The sequence below is a fragment of the Bradyrhizobium sp. 41S5 genome (assembly GCF_011516665.3).
GTDB classification, from domain to species: domain Bacteria; phylum Pseudomonadota; class Alphaproteobacteria; order Rhizobiales; family Xanthobacteraceae; genus Bradyrhizobium; species Bradyrhizobium quebecense.
The window spans coordinates 5,350,385-5,370,333 of sequence record NZ_CP083721.1 but is presented as its reverse complement, the minus strand read 5'-3'; the positions used below and the strand labels follow the sequence as shown (position 1 = coordinate 5,370,333).

At 61.6% G+C, this 19,949-nt stretch carries 14 protein-coding genes; 11 read left to right on the top strand and 3 right to left on the bottom strand.

All coding sequences use genetic code 11. The features are described 5' to 3' along the window. Positions 1 to 2 precede the first annotated feature (2 nt). The 8 genes from HAP47_RS26170 (at position 3) to HAP47_RS26135 (ending at position 11,704) form a co-directional block, all read left to right on the top strand. Positions 3 to 566 carry a DUF6931 family protein gene (locus HAP47_RS26170; protein WP_173642132.1) on the top strand — a complete coding sequence of 188 codons (564 nt, stop codon included), beginning with the start codon at positions 3 to 5 and terminating at the stop codon, positions 564 to 566. Between the two features lie 12 nt (positions 567 to 578). Further along, positions 579 to 1,943 (top strand): type VI secretion system-associated FHA domain protein TagH, encoded by a 1,365-nt coding sequence (tagH, locus tag HAP47_RS26165; RefSeq protein ID WP_173642133.1) that lies wholly within the window; start codon positions 579 to 581, stop codon positions 1,941 to 1,943. Between the two features lie 48 nt (positions 1,944 to 1,991). Then, positions 1,992 to 3,329, top strand: a complete 1,338-nt coding sequence (gene tssK, locus HAP47_RS26160) for a type VI secretion system baseplate subunit TssK (RefSeq protein WP_173642134.1) — start codon at positions 1,992 to 1,994, stop codon at positions 3,327 to 3,329. Positions 3,330 to 3,475: 146 nt separating this feature from the next. After that, on the top strand, positions 3,476 to 4,846 hold the full coding sequence (gene tssL, locus HAP47_RS26155; RefSeq protein ID WP_305879356.1) for a type VI secretion system protein TssL, long form: 1,371 nt from the start codon (positions 3,476 to 3,478) through the stop codon (positions 4,844 to 4,846). A gap of 44 nt (positions 4,847 to 4,890) precedes the next feature. Next, entirely contained in the window at positions 4,891 to 8,427 is a 3,537-nt protein-coding gene (gene tssM, locus HAP47_RS26150) for a type VI secretion system membrane subunit TssM (RefSeq protein ID WP_173642136.1), read from the top strand. Continuing rightward, complete coding sequence (gene tagF / locus HAP47_RS26145; RefSeq protein WP_173643112.1) at positions 8,424 to 9,116, top strand: type VI secretion system-associated protein TagF; 693 nt, start codon at positions 8,424 to 8,426, stop codon at positions 9,114 to 9,116. The genes tssM and tagF overlap by 4 nt, the downstream gene beginning before the upstream one ends. 6 nt (positions 9,117 to 9,122) lie before the next feature. Further along, positions 9,123 to 9,899 (top strand): PP2C family protein-serine/threonine phosphatase, encoded by a 777-nt coding sequence (locus tag HAP47_RS26140; RefSeq protein ID WP_173642137.1) that lies wholly within the window; start codon positions 9,123 to 9,125, stop codon positions 9,897 to 9,899. Continuing rightward, positions 9,896 to 11,704 carry a serine/threonine-protein kinase gene (locus tag HAP47_RS26135; protein ID WP_176396284.1) on the top strand — a complete coding sequence of 603 codons (1,809 nt, stop codon included), beginning with the start codon at positions 9,896 to 9,898 and terminating at the stop codon, positions 11,702 to 11,704. Before HAP47_RS26140 ends, HAP47_RS26135 begins: the two co-directional genes overlap by 4 nt. 8 nt (positions 11,705 to 11,712) lie before the next feature. Here HAP47_RS26135 and HAP47_RS26130 read toward each other — a convergent pair whose 3' ends face one another. Both HAP47_RS26130 and HAP47_RS26125 read right to left on the bottom strand, forming a co-directional pair. Then, entirely contained in the window at positions 11,713 to 12,741 is a 1,029-nt protein-coding gene (locus tag HAP47_RS26130) for a DUF4424 domain-containing protein (protein WP_210285359.1), read from the bottom strand. 31 nt (positions 12,742 to 12,772) lie between these two features. Next, positions 12,773 to 13,054, bottom strand: a complete 282-nt coding sequence (locus tag HAP47_RS26125) for a hypothetical protein (RefSeq protein ID WP_173642138.1) — start codon at positions 13,052 to 13,054, stop codon at positions 12,773 to 12,775. A gap of 155 nt (positions 13,055 to 13,209) precedes the next feature. Here HAP47_RS26125 and HAP47_RS26120 point away from each other — a divergent pair, with 155 nt between their 5' ends. The 3 genes from HAP47_RS26120 (at position 13,210) to HAP47_RS26110 (ending at position 17,515) form a co-directional block, all read left to right on the top strand. Next, a complete protein-coding gene (locus tag HAP47_RS26120; RefSeq protein WP_173642139.1) occupies positions 13,210 to 14,931 on the top strand; it encodes a hypothetical protein in 1,722 nt (573 codons plus the stop codon). A 140-nt stretch (positions 14,932 to 15,071) separates the two neighbouring features. Beyond that, positions 15,072 to 16,850, top strand: coding sequence for a caspase family protein (locus tag HAP47_RS26115; RefSeq protein WP_173642140.1), 1,779 nt, complete (start codon positions 15,072 to 15,074; stop codon positions 16,848 to 16,850). Positions 16,851 to 16,870: 20 nt separating this feature from the next. Next, positions 16,871 to 17,515, top strand: coding sequence for a DUF4384 domain-containing protein (locus tag HAP47_RS26110; protein ID WP_173642141.1), 645 nt, complete (start codon positions 16,871 to 16,873; stop codon positions 17,513 to 17,515). A gap of 145 nt (positions 17,516 to 17,660) precedes the next feature. Here HAP47_RS26110 and HAP47_RS26105 read toward each other — a convergent pair whose 3' ends face one another. Beyond that, positions 17,661 to 19,508, bottom strand: a complete 1,848-nt coding sequence (locus HAP47_RS26105; protein ID WP_210285360.1) for a caspase family protein — start codon at positions 19,506 to 19,508, stop codon at positions 17,661 to 17,663. Between the last annotated feature and the right edge of the window lie 441 nt (positions 19,509 to 19,949).

Below are 19,949 nucleotides of genomic sequence, written 5' to 3'. Positions count from 1 at the left end.
CCATGAGTCAAGTTCGGTTCAGCACAGTCCGCGATCTGTTTGAAGCCTATCCGCTGGCGCGCTACGACGTCGGCAACGCCGCCCCGGACAAGTTGTCGTTGGATTTCCTGCAGGAAGCCGCTGATGCAGGCAACTGGCATCAGGCTGTATCTTTCTGCGCGTATCTGCTCCCCAGGCGCGTGGCCGTCGCCTGGGGATGTCGCTCGTTGCGACAGATGTTCGATAATTTCGACGGCAACGAAGGCAGGTCACTCAACTTTGTCGAGACCTGGGTCCGGCAGCCAGACGAGCAATCGCGTAACAAGGCGTTGGCGGTCGGCAATGCCAACGATCCCGAGCAGCCGGCGACTTGGCTGGCGCTGGCGGCGGGCTGGTCTGGCGGGAGCGTCGTCCCTGCGGAATTTGCCCCGGTCGAAGCCAAGCCAGATCAGACGGCGCGGGCGGTTCGCGCGGCTCTTTTGATCGGGCTTTGCCGGCTTACGCGTGAGTCCAGGGACCGGATAATGACGGCCTGCCTGGAGGATGGTATTCAATTGGCACGCGGCGAACCGCGCCCTCTGCGCTGACGAGACGATGTGATGGTGCTTCGCTTCAACATCGAGAACGAGCCCAACCTCCCCGATGGCGGACCTGTGTCATTTACGGTCACCGGCCGGCGCTCGGTCGATATAGGCCGCGATCGTCATCTCGATTGGACATTGCCCGATCCCTCTCGGATGATTTCGGGGAAGCATTGCGAGGTCCATTATCGCGACGGTGGCTACTGGTTGCACGACGTCTCGACCAACGGCACCTTTCTCAACGGTGCCGACCAGCGCATGCGGGGAGCGCATCGGCTACGCAATGGCGATCGGCTCGTCATCGGCCATTATGTCATTGGCGTTTCGCTGGACCTGGACGAGCGTGCCGAGGGCACCCCGAGCCACGGCGCGCAGCAGCAAGCTCCTCTCGCGCAGCAGCACGCCGATTATCAGGAACTCTGGGTTCCCGATCGCGACGTGCCGCCGCCAATCGACCCCCAGCAGTTGAGAAGGCCGCGCGAAGCAGCGCGGCCCGTCAATGCGGAATTCCTTGATTGGGCGGCGAGCGTTCCGCCGGCGGGCGTCGACCCCGTCCGGCCGCAGATGCCTCAACGGGAGACGCCTCTGCACGACGACATGAGCTGGGCAGCCGGTCCAGTCGCCACGCCAAACCCGCCGGTCGACGTGCTGCACGCGATGCCGACGCCGCGCCGACCATCGGTCTGGGCCGACGATGAAGCGGCTGTCCCGCCGGCGCCGCCACCGGCAGAGCATGCGGGAGCGCCGCGGCCGCGGGTGGCCGAGCCGGGACCGGCTGCGGCCGCGCCGATCGGCAATCCCGAATTTGCGCGCTTGGTGGCGCGTGCTGCCGGACTGCCGGAAAATTTCTTTGCCGACAAGACCGAGGCCGAACTCGCGGAGCAGCTGGGCGTCATACTGCGCATGACCGTGGAAAACCTAATGGCTCTGCTGCAGGCGCGGACCCAGGCCAAGCAGCTGACGCGCAGCACCAGTCAAACCACCATCCAGGCCATCGAGAACAATCCGCTCAAATTCTCGCCGACCGCGGAAGACGCGATGCGTATCCTGTTCGGGCCGCCGACGCGCAGTTATCTCGATGCGCCGCATGCCTTCGCGCAGGGCTTCAAGGATCTCAAATCCCATCAATTGAAGACTTATGCGGCAATGCAGCATGCCGTCAGGGGGCTGATCGCCAGTATCGATCCGACGCTGATGGCGCGTGAGCTCGAGCTTCAGCGCGGCGCAAGATCCTTTTTCGGCTCGAATAAGAGTAAGTTGTGGGATGAATTCTTGACGCGCTGGAAGGCGCATCTCGGTCGCGACGAAAGCGCGCCGATCGATACCTTCATGCTGCATTTCTCTGAATATTACGACCGCGCCGACAAGTCGGGGTCAAAGTGAACTGTTGGTGACGATGCCGTCGCCGATCATTGCCAAGTGGATGCAGGAATGTCCTGGTACAGCAAAGTATTCTGGTCGGAAGGTCTGTTTCTGCGGCCGCATCATCTGCAGCAGAACGATCGCTATCTCGAGCATCTGCTGGAAAAGCGTGTTCGTTACACAACACCGTACCCATGGGGCTTTGCCCAGCTCGAGATCGATAACGATCTTACTCAACAGAGCAAATTCGCCGTACGCAGTGCGACCGGCGTCATGCCCGATGGAACGCCGTTCGATATCCCTGCTGACAGTCCGATCCCGGAAGCCATCGAAGTGCCAGATTCGGCCGCAGGCCAGATCGTCTGGCTGATGATGCCGGTCGCGGCGCCCAATACGCGGGAGGTGGATGAGGATCGCACTGACAGCGCAAGTCGTTACGTCCGGACTTCCGAAACGTTTATCGATTCAACCTCGGCGCTGCGCATCGAAGAAGAGATCGATATCGTCTATCCGCGGCTGTCGTTCGAGCTACGCAAGACCAGCAAGCCGGGATACATGGGCCTCGGCATCGCCCGCATCCTCGAAGTACGCGACAAGAACATCCTGTTCGACGACAAGTTTGTGCCGCCGATGCTGGTTTGCGCCGCACATCCGGTCGTCGATGGTTGGCTCAATCGAATTATTGGCTGGGTTGAGACCAAACTCGACGAGCTTGCACGCTACGCGGTCGATCCTTCGTCAGGTGGCGGTTTGCAGAGCGTCGATTACCTGGTGCTGCAGGTTCTGAACCGGACTATTCCAGTTCTGATTCATTTCAAGCGGTCCGGCAGCGTACATCCCGAGCGGCTGTACGAAGAACTGCTGAGGTTTGCCGGTGAGCTTGCGACTTTCGCGACGGCCGAACGACGCGCGCGGGACTACCCGGTATACGATCACGACAATCTCGAATACGTCTTCACGCCCCTGGTGCGCGACATACAGGATTTCCTGAGCGCCCGGCTGGGCAGGCGGGCGATCCGTCTGGAGATCATCGAACGAGCCCAGAACGCATTTGTATCGCCGATCCGCGATCGCGCGTTGTTCCGAAATGCTACCTTGGTGCTGGAGGTTGCCGCGCGGCGGCCTCTCGTCGAGATCCAGAATGAATTCCCGCACCTGTTCAAGGTCGGACCCAACACGAAGATGACTGAGATCGTGCACGCAAACCTGCCGGGTTTGACCTTGGTGCATTTGCCGACGCCGCCACCGCACATCCGGGCCATTACAGACCACGTTTATTTCTACCTCGATCGCAAGTCGCCGCTGTGGCCCGAGTTCAGTACTGCGGCCTCGATCGGGATGCACTTTTCCGGCGACTGGCCGGAGCTTGAGTTGTACCTTTGGGCCATCCTGGAAGAGCGGCCATGACCGACAGGGACAAGCCGGTTAATCCTTTCGGTCGGGGTGAGCGGACCATCATCCGTCCGAATCCCGGCGGGAAGATGCCGCCGGTTCCGGCTCCGGCTCCTCAATCTCCAGCGGGCGAGGGGCCTGCAGCGTACTCGCCGTCGCCCGTGGCTGCGCCTGGTGCTCCTTCGTCGCCGTCATTTTCTCCCGTACCGCAGGGCGCAAGCTACGCCGCCCCGCCGACCAGCCAGCCGTCGGAGGAATGGATTTCGACACCGCCGCAGGCTCCGGCGCAGCAACCGATCTTGCCGCCGGGACCGCCCTTGCGCGTCGACGATCTGGTCGCGCCAAACGCCAATCCGGTGATGCGCGCCGGCGGCCCCTTACTGCAGTTGCTTGGCCGGCTGCGAGTAGCGCTGATGAGGGCGTCATTCGCGAGCCTGATGGAGCAGGTCGCCGACGCCATCAAGTTCTTCGAGAAGGATATCCGCTCGGCCGGCATTTCCGAGCACCAGGCCAATACCGCGAAGTACATCCTGTGTGCTACCGCCGATGATATTGTGCAACACATTCCGACCGACGATCGACACGTCTGGGCGCAGTACTCGATGCTCAGCCGGTTCTTCGGCGAACGTGTGGGCGGCGTACGCTTTTTCGAGATTCTCGACCATTTGAAGACTGATCCGCTGGTCAACTATCCGGTGCTCGAACTGCAGCACGCTTGTCTTGCACTCGGGTTCCAGGGCATTCACCGGACGTCGCCGGGCGGGCTTGCGAACCTCCAGGTGATCCAGCGCAACCTCTATGAGACGTTGCGCCGGGTTCGACCCAAGCCGACCAACGATTTGTCGCCGCACTGGCGCGGACAGGCCTTGGCCGGTCGGCGGAAGCACCTGCGTATTCCGGTTTGGCTGGTGGCGGCCGTGGTCGCCGCGCTGCTGACGGGATCCTATTTTGTACTGCGGACATTGCTGGCTGGCCGTGCAGAGAACGCCGCGGAAGCAGCGCTGGCATTGCATCCCGGCGATCCAATCGAGCTCAAGCGCCGCGTCGTTGCGCCGCCGCCACCTCCACCTCCGCCGCCACCCCCAGATCGTATTACCCAGCTGCAGCGCATTCGCAACGCGCTCGCGCAGGAGAAGACGGCCTGCGCCATGACGGCGGATCAGACGGCGAGCTTCATCGTGATCAGGGTCTGCGATCTCGCATTGTTTGCCTCGGGCGAGGCAACCATCCTGGATGGCTTCAAGCCGATCGCGGCCCGCGTTGCGGCGACGCTCGACAAGGAGCCCGGCCGCATCCGAGTGGTTGGCCACACCGACAGCTCGCCGATCCGCACCGTGCGTTTTCCCTCGAATTTCGAATTGTCGGTCGAGCGCGCCAGGGCGGTTGCCGCCGCGCTGAAACCCGGCCTCGCGGATGGTTCGCGCATCGACGTCGACGGCAAGGGATCGGATTCACCGATTGCCAGCAATGCGACACCGGAGGGACGGGCCAAAAATCGTCGGGTCGAAATCTTCATCGAACGTAGCGAATAGGCGGACGCCACAAGTTCACGCGTAAGCGACAGGTACCGGTAAATATGCTCGCCAAGGACATTCTACGCATCGTTCTCTATGGAGTCGGGCTCAGCTCGCTTGGGGCGGTGATCTACCTTGCCGGTCCCTTCATTGCTTTCGGTGACTGGCATCCATTGGAAAATCACATCATTCGCCAGATCGCGATCCTGCTGCTCGGCGCCGCAGCGGCAGGTGTCACCGGTCTTCATTTCTTCAGGCGACGCAAGAACGCGAAGGAAATAGCTGACGGCGTCAGCGGTGCGGATCAGGCCGTCAGCGACGAGCCGGTGCTCAAGGAGCGCATGAAGGACGCGCTCGCAACGCTCAAGACCGCGAGCGGCAACAAGTCCGGTTATCTCTACGATCTGCCCTGGTACGTCATCATCGGTCCGCCCGGTGCGGGAAAAACCACGGCGTTGGTGAATTCGGGACTCAAGTTTCCGCTCGCGCGAGGGGCAACGCCGGAGGCGATCGCCGGGGTCGGCGGCACTCGCTACTGTGACTGGTGGTTCACCGAGGAAGCGGTGCTGATCGATACCGCCGGTCGCTACACGACCCAGGATTCAAACAGCAAGGCCGACAAGGAAAGCTGGCTGTCTTTTCTGGACATCCTGAAAAAAAATCGGCCGCACCAGCCGATCAACGGTGTTCTCGTCGCAATCAGCCTGGAGGACGTGCTGACGCTGCCGAAGCAGGAACTCGCGCTTCATGCCGATGCCATCAGGATGCGACTGCTCGAACTGCATCAACGGCTGAAGGTGAGCTTCCCGGTCTACGCGCTGTTCACCAAGGCCGATCTCGTTGCCGGTTTCACCGAATATTTCGCCTATCTCGGCGAGGCCGGCCGGCGCCAGGTCTGGGGCGCCACCTTCCAGACCGCCGACAAGACCCAGAATCTGGTGGGGCAGGTCCCGGGCGAATTCGATCGCCTGCTGGAGCGCCTGAGCGAGGAAACTCTCGACCGTCTCCAGGACGAGCCCACGCCGCAGCACCGGGTGCAGCTGTTCGGCTTCCCGGCGCAGATGGCGCGGCTCAAGCCGCAAATCCACGATTTCCTCAATCAGATTTTTGAGCCGACGCGGTATCACGTGAACGCCAACCTGCGTGGGTTCTATTTCACCTCCGGCACTCAGCAGGGTACGCCGATCGATCAATTGATCGGATCGCTGGCGCGTACGTTCGGCGCGGAGGAAGTCGGTGCCGGATCGTACTCTGGAACCGGCAAGAGCTATTTCCTTGCCGATTTGATTTCGAAGGTCATCATCGGTGAGGCCGACTGGGTTTCGACCGACCGTGCTGCGGTGCGCCGTGCCCTGATCCTCAAGACCGCGGCGCTGTCGGTGATAGGTTTGGTGGCGATCGGATTGATCGGTGCTTGGCTGACAAGCTACAAGCGCAACTCCGACCTGATCGAGCAGAGCTTGCAGGCGGACAGGGAGTATGCGGCCGCCGGGGCGCCGCTCATCAAGCAAACGCTGATCGCCGATCACGATCTCGACAAGGTGCTGCCGCTGCTCTATCGACTGCGGAACGCGCCCGCCGGCTACGCATCACGGAATGAGCCGGTAGCGCTCTCGGCGCGCTACGGGCTCAGTCAGCACGCGCGCCTGCTGTCGCCCGCGAAGGCAGCCTATCACACTGCGCTCGAGCGCATGTTCAGGCCTCGCTTGCTGTACCGTTTGGAAGAGCAGCTTAATGCGCGTATCAATGAGCCTGCCTTCGTCTATGAGGCGCTGAAGGTCTACTTGATGCTTGGCGGCCTGCAATCCCCGGACCGGGAGTTGATCCGCTCGTGGATGCAGCGCGACTGGGCGGACAACCTTTATCCCGGCGCGACCAATGCGGAAGGACGGCGTCTGCTCGATGAAAATCTTGTTGCAATGTTCGACCTCGAAACCGAGCAGCTACCGCTGGTTGGGCTTGACGGCCGGCTGATCAAGCAGGCCCAGAATTCCTTGGCGCGCCTTAGCGTGTCGCAACGTACCTACGAGTTCCTGAAGTCGGAGGCTCGCGGATCGACCGCGGGCGACTGGGTCGTCGGCCGCCGAGGCGGTCCGGATGTAGCAGTTGTCTTTGAAACCACGACCGGGCAGCCCTTGGACAATGTGCGGGTGCCCGAGTTCTTCACTTACAACGGATTCCAGCAGAAGTTCATCGCTCGACTGCCCGGTTTGTCGGAGCGCATGAAGCGGGAGCGATGGGTGTTGGGTGACGCTGGCCAGCAGTCGGCCATTGACCAGCAGTATGACAATCTGGCTGGCGATCTGCTCAGCATCTACTCCAATGATTTTGTAACGGCATGGCGTGCTGCGCTTGGCAGTCTGCGTCTGAAGAAATTGCTTGCGGACAAGCCGAAATACGAGGTGCTCAGGGCGCTTTCGGCGCCGACCTCGCCGATGCGGCAAATCCTGGAATCGGTGCGTGATGAGACGATGCTGACCAAGGAACGCCCGAAGCCGGCAAGTGCCGGCACGCCAGCGGTGACCACGCCTGCGCTGTTCAACAATGCCCAGGATGGCACGCCGGGTGCGGCGATCGAGTCGCAGTTCAAGCCCTACCATGCGGTGCTCGAAGGGGAGAGCACCCGCCGGCCAATCGACTCGACGATCGCAAATCTCAACGACATCGCGCAGAATCTGACGTTGATGGTCGAGAATCCGCAACTGACGGCGCAGGCAACTGCGGGGCTTCAGACCCAGGTTGCAGCGCTGCGCAACAACGCCTCGCGCATGCCGCCACCATTTTCCGATATGCTGCGTGCGGCGGCCGCGGAGTTCGAAGGCAGTATCGCCGCCTCCACGGCCGGTCAGATCCTGCAGTCGTTGCGCGATCAAGTCACGCCGGTCTGTCAGCAGACGGTGACCAACCGTTACCCCTTTGTCCGGAGCAGTGGTCAGGAAGTCCCGCTCGCTGACTTCGCCAAGCTGTTCAGCCCGAACGGCATCATGGACAAGTTCTTCACTCAATTCCTGGCGCCTTACGCCGATACTTCGCGCTCGGACTGGGTTTGGCGGAAGGAGAGCCCTGTCGGCCGATCATTCTCGCCCGACACATTGAAGCAGTTCCAGAATGCGGCCTATATCCGCGATGCCTTTTTCCAGACTGGCGGCAGTGTGCCGGCGGTGTCCTTTGCGATCCGGCCGCCGCCCGCGGCCGGACCGGGCATCACGGTCAAGACTGAGATCGGCGGCACGACGATCACCAGCCCCACTACGCCAGGACCAGCCGCAGCTCCCTCTATGTTTGGCGCGCCGCAACCCGCCGCTCCGTCGCCGCCGCAGAGCAATTCACCTACGACTGTGCTCTGGCCGGGCCCATCGCCGCGGACGGCAATTTCAGTCAGCAACGAGAACGGCTCGCCATCGGTGCTTGAGCGCATCGGCCCCTGGTCATTGTTCCGCATGCTGGAGGCTGGCTCGCTGGTCGCCAAGGCGGAAACCGCCAGCGCCACGTTCATTGTTGCCGGACGTGAGCTCAACTATCAGATTTCGACCGGATCGTTACGCAATCCGCTAAACCTGTCAGTGCTTCGCGAATTTCGATGCCCGACCGGAATATGACCATGCGATGCGGCTTATTCGGCAAGATCGGCGCCAAGCGTGATTTCATCGCGATCGCGACGCCGCGCAGCTTCCTGGAAGTCTGGGAGCCGTGGGTGCAGGCTGCCATCTCCGCGAGCCGCCATCAGCTCGGCGCTGCCTGGCAGGGAGCATTTCTGACCGCGCCGGTTTGGCGATTCTGGCTTGGAGCCGCAATCTGCGGCACCACCGTCGCGGGAGCGATCATGCCGTCGCTTGACGGGGTGGGGCGATACTATCCGTTGACGTTGCATGCGGTGTTGGATGATGTCGCCGCGCTATCGCCGCCGAGCATCGATCCACAGGACGAGTGGTTTGGGCAAGTGGAGACATTCCTGCTGTCGACCCTGGATCGGGCTGCGACGTTCGAACAGATCTCTAATGCGCTGGATCGTCTCGCGCTTCCGCGTCTGCGGATGTCGGGGACTGCTGGACCGTCAATCGTGTCGCTGACCGACGCGACGTTGGGACCGGTCGATGGGTTTGCCGAGTCGTTCGGCATGCTCTGCGGCGCGAACCCTCAAATCTATGCCGCGGCTAGTTTCTGGTGGACTGCCGGAGGCGAAGGGTTCCCGCCGATCGCACTCTGTTGCCGCGGATTGCCGGATCCGTTTCACTACTCCACGCTGCTGACCGGTGACGTTGGCCGCGCGGTAGCCGGGACGGGATGACGAGCGATGGTACACGTCCCATCCCTGTTCGATGTCGGTAGCGTCACTCATGCCGGACGGGTGCGGGCGCGGAACGAGGATTCTTGCCTGGTAAGAACCGACATCGGCCTATGGGCCGTCGCTGACGGCATGGGCGGTCATGAGGCGGGCGATCTTGCCAGCCTCATCGTGGTACAGTCGCTTGATGCGATCGCCGCGCCTGCCTCCGCGGCGGACCTGTTGGCGCAGTGCGAGGCGCGTCTGTTTAGCGCCAATCAGCAGATTTTGGCACTCAGCCAGGCAAGGCAGGGTGCCACTGTCGGGACCACAACGGCGGTCTTGCTGGTACGCGACGGCCATTATGCCTGCATTTGGGCGGGAGACAGCCGGGTGTACCTGATCAATCATCGCGGCATTACACAGGTGTCGCATGATCATAGCGAGTTGGAGGAACTGATCGCCGGCGGTGCTCTATCGCGCGAAGAGATCCAGGATTGGCCGAACAATGCCATCACCCGGGCTGTCGGCGTTGTCGCCGACCCTGAGTTCGAGGTGGTGACCGGTCAGGCCGAACCGGAAGACGTCTTCGTGATTTGCAGCGACGGCTTGACCCGACACGTGCAGGATGTCGAGATTCAGCAGCACGCGGCCACTCGCCTTGCGCAGACAGCCTGCGACGATATGCTTGCGCTTGCGCTAGATCGCGGTGGGCTCGACAACGTGACGATCGTGATCGTGCGGCTGCTCGCGCCACGATCCTCAGAGCCCACGAGGACGCCGTTCGATCGGGAGCCGCGATCATGACCGCGAACGATCTGTTTCGATCGTCCTACCGCGGTGTGCCGGCCGGCACCCGGCTCAACGGCATTTACGAGATCGAAGCGATGATCGGGGCAGGCGGCATGGGGGAAGTCTACCGATGCCGCGAGATCCAGACCGGATCGCCAGTTGCCGTCAAGATGTTGTTGCCCGACATGGTCGACAACGAGGCGGCACTTGCGCTGTTCCGCCGAGAGGCGGCAGCACTTCACAACCTTCCGCATGAAGCGATCGTTCGCTACTTCCTTTTCACGGTCGAACCCGTGCTGCAGCGCCCGTATCTCGCGATGGAATTCGTGAATGGGCGGTCGCTGTCGAACATGCTCGACGATGGGCCGCTGACCTTCGAAGCGCTGATCAAGTTGATGCAGCGTGTCGCATCGGGCCTGCAGGCCGCTCACGAACACGGCATTGTCCATCGCGACGTCTCACCAGACAACATTATCGTGCCGCTCGACGATGTCAGGCGAGCGAAGATCATCGACTTTGGTATCGCTCGGTCCACCCAGATGGGTGACAAGACCATTATTGGCTCCGGCTTCGCCGGCAAGGATAATTACGCCTCGCCGGAACAGGTCGGCTTGTACGGCAATGATGTCACCGCGAAGTCCGATGTCTACAGCTTTGGTCTCGTGCTGTTCCATGCCTTGACCGGACAGAAGCTCGATATGGGTGGAAGCCAGTTTCAACTGGTCGAGAAACGTCGGCGTGCGCCCGATCTCGGCGCAGTGGATCTGCGTATCAGGCCCCTGCTCGAGAGGATGCTGCAGCCAGACCCGGCCTTGCGGCCTACCATGGCGGAGGTCGCCAACTGGGCGCCGGCGGGTTCGGTTCAGCCGTCCGCCGCGCCACTCTACGGCTTCGATCCATTGGGGAAGCCGGAAGCCGGGACGTCTCCGCAGCAGGAGCGGGCGCCATCGACCCCGCGGAACTCTCGCGGCGTCTGGCTCGGCGCCAGCGTCGCGGCCCTGCTGCTTCTTCTGGGGGGCGGTGGGTACAGCTTCTATAAATTTGTCTGGTCGACATCGGGCGTAGCGGCCTTGCCGCCACCTCCGAAACTCGCCGCGACGCCCGCGCCGCCGAGGATCGAGCCTGCTCTGCCACAGCCAGCACGTCAGGATCCGGTGAAGCTGCCGTCTCAGCCGACGGTGACGACGTCTTCGTCGCCCGATGGGCCGGGTCGAGCCGAGCGCATCCGCAGATATGTCGCCCAATATGCCGGCGGCGACTGCTTCTTCATCCTGCCTGTTGCAGTGAGCTCAAGCGCGGCCGTCATTGAAGGCTTTGGCGCCTCGACCGCTCCGTTCGATACTTTCGACAAGGCGTTTCGAAAGGAGCAGGGATTTGAGGCTTCGGTCGGCGTCAGGCAGGTGAATCCGGCACAATGTCCGGCTGTCAAATTCTTGAGTCAGGTTGGAAGCGATCAAGCGCATGCGCCGCGCATCAACCTGTCAGCGACGGAACTGAAGGCCGGCGAAACCCTCAACGGGACCGTGGAGAATTTTGCGAACCGCGTGGTGGAACTGCTCATGGTCTCGGATCGCGGCGACGTGCAAAGCCTGTCCTATCTCCTGAAGCCAGGCATCGACTCTCTTTCTTTTAGCCTGCCGATGGCGCGCACAACCGGCCCGCAGCTCCTGTTGGTCGTTGCGGCTCCGCGTGTTCTCGACTCGCTGCGCCAGCCGCGACCGATGGCGGCCGACACCTTCTTCCTGCAAGCGATGAGCGAAGCTCAGCGCGGCAATCTGACCGTCACTGCGGCCGCACGCTATGTGATGCTCACGAATTGAGCGGCTTTTCAGAACTTGCCGATGATAAGGATCTTCAGGTCGGCATCCGGCTTAAAGTCGCTTGCCGTGAATTGACGCGAGTTGTTGGCAGATGACGGCATAAGCCGCCCCGGACAAAAACTGACCAGACGGTCGTCGCCGCCCGGATCGATCGTCAACGTGAAGGACCGGATTGGACCCGCCCAGTTCGCACCCGTCTTGAGCACGTAGGAAATGCGCCGCTCCTGCAGCTTTGCCGCATTGTCCTGGCTGTTGCCCGCGCGCTTGTCTAATTCGGCAAGGAACGCATCCGTGACGCAATACTCCTTCCTGTACCGCTCGACTTCCGGACCTAGCGCTGCGCTGCGACGCAGACCCGAGCGCAGGACCGTGTCAGGGCTGGAACCGACGCTCGGGCGGTACTGATGTTCGACGATGACGGTACGCGCCGCAGGAAACACTTGCTCGCGAACGGCCGAAGTCTTGGTTATCCAGCCAGGCATGTATTGCTGGCGACCGTTGTCGTTCATGCCGGCAGGCATAAGAAGGCCGCCATCGATCAGCTTGGTTCGGGTTGCCACGGGCAGGTCCGCGATCCGGATATCACGATCGCCGAGCGGCAGCAAAGGCAGCTTAAATTGACGGAGGAGGGCGGTCACATCCTTGCTGCCGACCATGGCGCGCTGGTCGATGGTCAGCGGCACCGCGTTGCCGTCGATCTTGGTCTCGAACTCGACGAAGTTGACCGGGTTGCTCGATGGAAAAGCGATGTTCTCGGCTTCGGACAAATCGATGTCGGGCAGCGGAAAGGCGACGGTGAGTGCAACCGGCTTGCTCGTCTGGTTGACGAATTGGTAGCGAACGCTGACCCTGTCCAACCCGATACGAAGCTCCTCGCTCGCCATGGCCACATCCTTCGTGCGAACGAATTGCAGCCCGCCGATGGACAATTCCGCCGCGGAGTCGTTCGCCTGCGCGGGCCAACCGGTTGCGGCCAACAGGGCGATGATCAGGGCTTGCGATCTCAATGACGGCCCGCTTAACGCTCCATTTGCCATGCCGGCCTCCATGTGGCGCCGCAGCGTGGGATCAATCGATCGCCTGGTAAAGATCTCCCCATTCCGGCTTCCAGACGCCATCCGGGTCGCAAACCACGATCGCGAGCTTCATGTCATTGGCGAGACGGATCGCGCCGCGAAAGGCATCCTGGGCAGGTAGTTGGGAGCTGACCTGGTCGCCGCTCAAGCGTCCCCCGCTTGCGGCGGCTGGCAACACAATTGACCCGGAGGCGCCCCCGTCGTCGCGTCTCAAGACTAGAGTGATCGCGTCGGGCTGGATTTCGTTGACTTGCTCAAATCTGTTTCTGGCCATGATTTTGCACTGCAAAGTGAAAGAGTTCGGACTATCACCGTCCAGTGAAGAGTTGAACGGGACCGCCGTTGCTCGCCACTAATTGATGCTGCATTCGCGCAGCCTTGGATTAGTCGGACTGACGCTGCATTCGGTTCGGTTACATTGAGGCGGATATGGTTCGTCGATCTAGCTGGATCTGGCTTTCTATCGTCGGCGCGATCATCGTTACTAGCGGGGCAAGGGCCGACGATGCCGTCGTGCGAAGCTTTGCCAGTGGTTCGGCTGCATCCATGGTCGGGATCGTCCCGGCCGTCCAGGACGTTGAACTCGCAGGCCCGCAAGCGCTCACCGCGGACGGACAGGGAAACCTGTTTGTGCTTGATCAGATCAACGGCCGCATTCTGCAGTTCGACCCTAAACAGCCGAACGCGGCTCCTGACATCCTGAAGATGCCAAGCGATGTCCAGCCCACCGACCTCGTCGTTCGTAATGACGACATCATGGTTTGGGACGGAGGCGTGAGGATGCTGAAGTCAGCACCAGGACCGTCCACCCGCGGGCTGGGCGGAGACGTGATTCAGCTGGAGGAAGTCTCATCCCGCGGAACGGACGACCAGGTCGCCATTTCGGCCTTCGCACAGATGGGCTCGCAGGCGTTGAGCAGCCCGACCGACTTGCTCGATCAGAATACGCGTGCGGCTATCGTGAGGACGACGCGGCAGCCCGACCGGCAGTATATCGCCTCGCGCAGCAAGGGATCGGTGATCGCCGATATCATTCCCGACAAGGGGAATAACAGCGTGCGGGTGGAAATCCAGACCATGGTCTCCAACGAGACCATAGGTCAGCTCGGCCTGCGCGTCCGCAACCAGCTCGGCACCGTGGAGTTTCTCGAGATCGACAACAGTGACCGCTTCTATGTGCTGGCCGAGGACATTCCTCCATCGGGCAAGAATGCCTCCACATTCGTGGCACGCTATGCCGCGAACGGACGCCTTGAGGGCATCTACGAGTTACCGCTGGAGAACACGCCTGTGACCCGCCGGTTCGTCACCATCTCGGGCGACGGCGATGTCTATTTTCTGCGTACCAAGCCGGAAGGTGTTGAGGTAGTTGGTGTCGGCTTCCGGCCACTGGGGAAAGTGTCGGTCATTGACGTCAGGCCGTCGCGCACGGCGGCCGCGCCGGCGGCACAGCCGGATTTCAAGTTCAATGCGACCGCCGCCGTGCGGCCGTCCAACCGCCAGCAGGCGATCGAGACGGCCTTCGCCTTTGAGGGCATTCAGTGGAAGCTGACACCGGCGAACTACGGCAGCGATCCCGACAGCCAATGCACCGGCTTCAGCCGGATTCGCCGGCCGTGGTATCTGCAGGGCAAGGTAAACCAGGAAGTACGGGGCGTGCCCTATTGCTGGGGTTGCCATGGTTCGCTCGCGAATTTCCGGCAGCGAATCGAAAGCGGGACGCTTGCTGGCAATGTCTGCACCCGCAACGAGCCACGACCGGATGTGGCTGGCGTCGACTGCTCAGCGTTCGTCAGCGCCACATGGGGACTTTCCGTCCACTACACGACCGCCGCCATCCCCGCGATCGCCGCACCCGTGACCAACCCCTGGGACCTCAAGCCCGGTGACGCCCTGAACAAGCCGGGTTCCCACGTGATGTTGTTCCTGCGGTTCACGCCGGATCGCAAGGCGGAGGTCATGGAATCCTCGACGGGCGGCTGCAACGGCAGGGTCTGCCGCAACGTCTATCCGCTCGCAAGCCTGCTCGCACGCGGTTACGTTCCGGTCCGCTTTCGCGCGTTCGCAGATGATCAGACCACTGTTTCCGCGAACGCCTATCAGGAGACCGAGGCGCCGACGGCCCGCAAAACGGCGAACAAGCGCCGCTGAACCTGTGGTCTCCCTGAGGCTACAGATGAACATGAAGTCACCGCCTGTGTGCTAGTTTTGGAGATCAGGACGGCATCCTGCCGCTCTACCATGCCGGTGCGGTTCCAGGGCGGACCTGCTTGATATCGAGGTGGATCACAATGCGAAGGCTCAAGGGCTTTGATCAAAGGGCCGGTTGGCTGTGTGCAGTCATCCTGCTTGCTGCGTTGATCGGCCTGCCACGCCAGCGCGCGCATGCGGCGGGTGAACTGTCGATAAGCAATCCCGACGGCGCGGCTCTCCGGGCGCTCGTCATCGGCATCGACGACTACCAGCATGTCCGCAAATTGAAGGGCGCGGTCGCCGACGCCAATGACATCGTGTCCAGCCTGAGGACCATGGGCGTCAGCGATGTGGTCGAGCTGGCCAATGCGCAGGCGGATCGGGCAAGCGTGCTGCGTGAGATCAGCTCACTGGTGGAGCGGACAAAAAGCAACGATCTCATCTTCCTCTCAATCGCAGGTCACGGCTCGCAGGAGCCGGAGCGCGTCAAGGGCTCTGAACCGGACGGAATGGAGAACGTGTTCCTGCTGCCCGAATTCGCCACGACGCCGCCCGGATCGGTCGAGCGCATTCTCGGAAGCGAATTCAACCATTTCATCCGCCAGTTCGAATTGCGTGGCGCGAAAGTGATCTTCGTTGCGGATACCTGCCACGGCGGTGGAATGGTGCGCGATATCGATCCGCGTGCGGCAGAGATGAGCTTTCGACAGGTGCCGCGCTACACGCTGCTGGTTGATGAACTGAAGCCGGTGTCGAGCAGCGACGACCCAAAGTCCGAACTCGATCTCGACCACACTGCATTCATTGCCGCCGTCGATCGAAACACCAAGGCCCCGGAAGTGCGGATCCCCGGGATCGATGGCCTGCGCGGCGCACTGAGTTATGCTGTCGCGCGAGCAGTCGAGGGCAACGCGGACATCAATCACGATGGTAAAGTGACTCTGAAGGAGCTTTTCAGCAATGTTCGGCAGGTGGTCTATCAACTGTCCGATCAACGCCAGAACATCGTGACGGTATCATCGCCGACACAGCGGCCGGAAACCGACGTCGCCTTCGAACTGACGCGCGGCGTGGTGCTGATCCAGGGGACGGCCGCGAGAGCTGCCTCGGGTCAGGCTGCTGCCGTCGCGCCCGTCGAGAAACAACCCCCGGCGCCGCCGGCCGCTACGGCCACGTCACAAACCGCTCCAACCAGCGTCGCCGCGGCAGGCGCGGCCGCGCCGAGTGCCGCACTGCCGCCCTTCCGCCTCACCACGCCGATCCGTTTGGCGGCGCTTGACGGCAAGGTGAACTATTTCGCCAGCGTCAAGGCGCAGGATGCCAGTGTGGAGGCCGTTCAACCGACCGATAATCCCGACTTGATTTGGGACCCTGTGTCGCATGACGTCATCGCCTGGGGCGATGTGGTCGCCTATGGTGTTGACGTTGCCGGCTTGGCGACAGTGGTCAACCGAACTGCAGCCATTCGGGAGCTAAAGCGCATGGCGACACAGTCGCCGCAGGTGATGCGCATTTGGCCGGATGATCGACAGCAGCGCAACGGCCAGACCGTAGAGGTCGAATTGTCCGACGTCGATTCACGAGCGGTGCTGCTATTCAACGTGTCCGGTGACGGAACTATCCAAATGCTCTATCCGGTGGGTTCTGATGCCGCGCTGGCGCGATCGGCAAATCTGCGGCTGCCTCTGCGGGTGGGCGAGCCGTTCGGTGCCGAGCAGATCGTTGCGGTGACTTCGCAGCAGCGGATGGTCGATCTGGAGAGGGTCCTGATGCAGCTCAACCGGCGCCGCGCCTCGGGGCAGATGATCAAAAGTCTGGAGCGCTATCTGCCGGCGGACGCGCGGATCGCGTCAATCGGCTTTTTCAGCGCCCCTTGACGAAGCCGTGACAGTGGGCCATGTCGCCAGCGAAACTCGTTTTTCGGAAGCAATCCTGGCCCGCGCTCGTATTGTTGCTGGGGGGAAGCGGGGTCGCGTGCGCCGCGCCGCCGCCATCGGCACTTCCATCTGCGGCGACAAACATTCCCTTGCTCCGGCACGTGCAGGCCGCGCGCGGCCCAGCAAATGCTGCCAGCGTGTCGCTTGAAATCCTGCCGGGTTCAACTGTGAATATTGGCGGCAAGGTGTCATTCCGCGTAACCGCCAGGAAGCCCGGCTATCTGATGCTGGTGGATGTTGATGCGCAAGGCCGGATGTCACAGATCTTTCCGACCGCCGAGCTATTGGCGCAGTCGGTCGAACGCGACATGAATCTTGTGAAGCCTGGTGTCCAATTTATCATTCCGACCCCGGCGGCAGAACAACATGGATTTGAATATGTTGTCGCTCCGCCGGCCGGATCAGCTGTGATCGTTGCGATCCTCAGCGAGCGACGTGTGCAATTGCTCGATTTGCCAGACATTCGGCGGCAGCTTGAAGGGCCGGCCGATACGTTGAGATATCTGTCAGATTGGACCAGTCAGCTGCGGATACCGGACAGCGGCGACGGAAGACTGTTGCCGAACAATTGGTCGTTCGACATCAAATCATACTCCATCAAGTAAGGTAGGCGATCGCGTTGCTACGGTTTACTCAGACCGAGCCGCATTCTTTTGGCCGAGGCTGCCGCTGGGATTTATGCCTGGCCCTGCGGCTTTACCGAGCGGCCCGCACACGATCTCGAACGCGCCACCATGCATGCCGTCCTAGCTAGTTGCAGACCTCAACATTACCGGTACCGCCGCCGGGACCTCCGCCGCCGCGGTAATCGAGATGGCACCCGCGTCGGACCGGGCGGCATAGATAAGCATCACACACGATCTGGCCGCTGCCACCTGCGGGCCTGGCAGTCGCCTGCTTTCTTTGGGGGACATCGGCTTGCGGCTCGGCGATATCGCGTACCGGACGATCCGCGCGCGAGGGACGCTCATCCATGTTGCGCTTCGCCACCGGCTTTTTTCCGCGGCGCTTCTCGCATTCGCTGTCTTCATTGAGGAACGAGCCTTCGGCGCAGGTGATCTTGCGGCATTGATCGCCGTCCGCCCTGTAACCGTGCTCGCAGGTCAGGGGGCAAACCCGGGCCGGCTTGATCTTGATCGCATCGAGCGCATCGAGGCTCGCAACCTTGACGTCAAGTTTGGTACCGGCGTGGCGGTTGAACAGGGCTAGGGAACGACGCGAGGCTGCGTTCCACTCACCGTCGATGGACCCTGTGAAACAGCCGACCCGGCTCAATTCGCTCTGGACTGATTTGGCAAGATCCTCCTGTGGCGGTGCCGTGTTCAAGGCGGCAACCTTCGCTCCCTCGCTATTCTGGGATGGGGCGGCGATCGCAAGATTGTCCGCCTTGGCGCCGTCGATTACGGGTCCATTCGGCGAAAGCATGGCGACCGTTGAGGATTGCGATGCAGTCCGCTTCCGTTCGGCCTCGGTCGCTTGTTCCTGCGCAATCTGCTTTGACCTTTCCGCCGCGATACGGGCATCCTCCGCGGCCTTGAAATCTGCGGTCGCTTTTTCCTGTTCGGCTCGCTGGGCACCTTCGGACGCAAGCCGAGCTTTCTGCTGCTCCGCTTCCTGCGCTTTCTTGGTCGCGATAACGCGCGCGTCTTCGGCGTCGATTTGATTGAGCTGAAGCTTGGCCAGATTTGCGTAATATCCGTCGGGATGCTGGGCGAGGAACGCGCTCATAGCGGCCTTGTTGCCGAGTTGAAGGGCCAATTCGTAGTCACGACGAATCTCCGACGAGGCGTTGGCCGGCGGCGGCAGCACCGGCTCCTCTGCCTTTGGCACGAGCGCGACGTCTTCGCCGCCCAGCGAGCCATAAACGTATGGCTCCTGCCGATTGCCGGTAGCCTGCAAAACATCATCGCGAACGAAGCCAAAAGCCCGACGCAAGTCGAGTCCCGGCTTTGCGATATACTTGACCAACGCTGTCGCGTATGGACTGTTCTTGCTGTTGCCGTCGAGCGCGGTCAGTCCGGCTTTGGCCGCAAATGCGATCAGCGTATTGGATACCGCGGGTTCTACCCGCGCGAGGCCGCGGCTGATCGCGCGCGAAGCGACGGTTCGTTTCATCGTGTCGGCGAATGGATTGTTGCGACAGGCGTCAACGATCACGACGCGCAGCTGCTTCGCGGGTTCAATTGCTAGTAGGACGCGATCGAGCGAGAAGGCCTCGTCATAGATATCAGTGTCGCGTTCAAGCCTGGCATCGGTCGGAATCAGATAATTCGTCCCGTCGATCTCGATTCCGTGACCTGCATAGTAGACGATGGCGATGTCTGCATCGCGAGCTTGATCGGCGAAATCCCTCAGTGCCCGCCGCATATCGCTTGAGGTCAGGTTCAGACGAGACTCCACCAAATCGAACCCGGCGTTCTTCAGGGTCGCGGCGATAGCGGTGGCATCATTGGCAGGATTCGGAAGTAATGGCGCATTTTGATAGTTCGAATTTCCGACTACCAAAGCCACTCGCTTCGTTGCCCACGCAGGCTGCGAAGCGAGAAGGGCTGAAGCCGCAAGAAGAACAAAAACTCTGAAGTGTGTGTACAAGCTCATGGCCACCGTCCAGAATCTGCCCGAAACAATGGTAGCTCTTTCGAAGTTGGCCCCAAGTACCAATCTTAGGTCCAATCCATTCTCAATGTTGTCGTTCAGGGTGGCCAGGACGTTCAACGGCACACGGAAGAGTGTAAAGCTAACGGCTAGCCGGCCCGATGCCGGGATGAAAAGAAGATACTGAAATAGCTATGGTTTCTGCTTTTGGCTGGGTGGCTGACCGTGCTGGCGCCTGATCCGGCCCGCCAAGCAAAGTTCCCTCCCGTTGATAGCGCACCAATATAAGGCGCATCAACTCATAGACCAAAGCCAACCAACGCCGATCCCGTCATCTATCCATGCGCTCTCGTCCGGCATAGACGGCCGCTCAGTTTGAGAGGGTGGCGCTGCTCATCGGTGTAGTGATGAGACGGTTCGTTTGGTTTGCCTCAACCGTTTTGT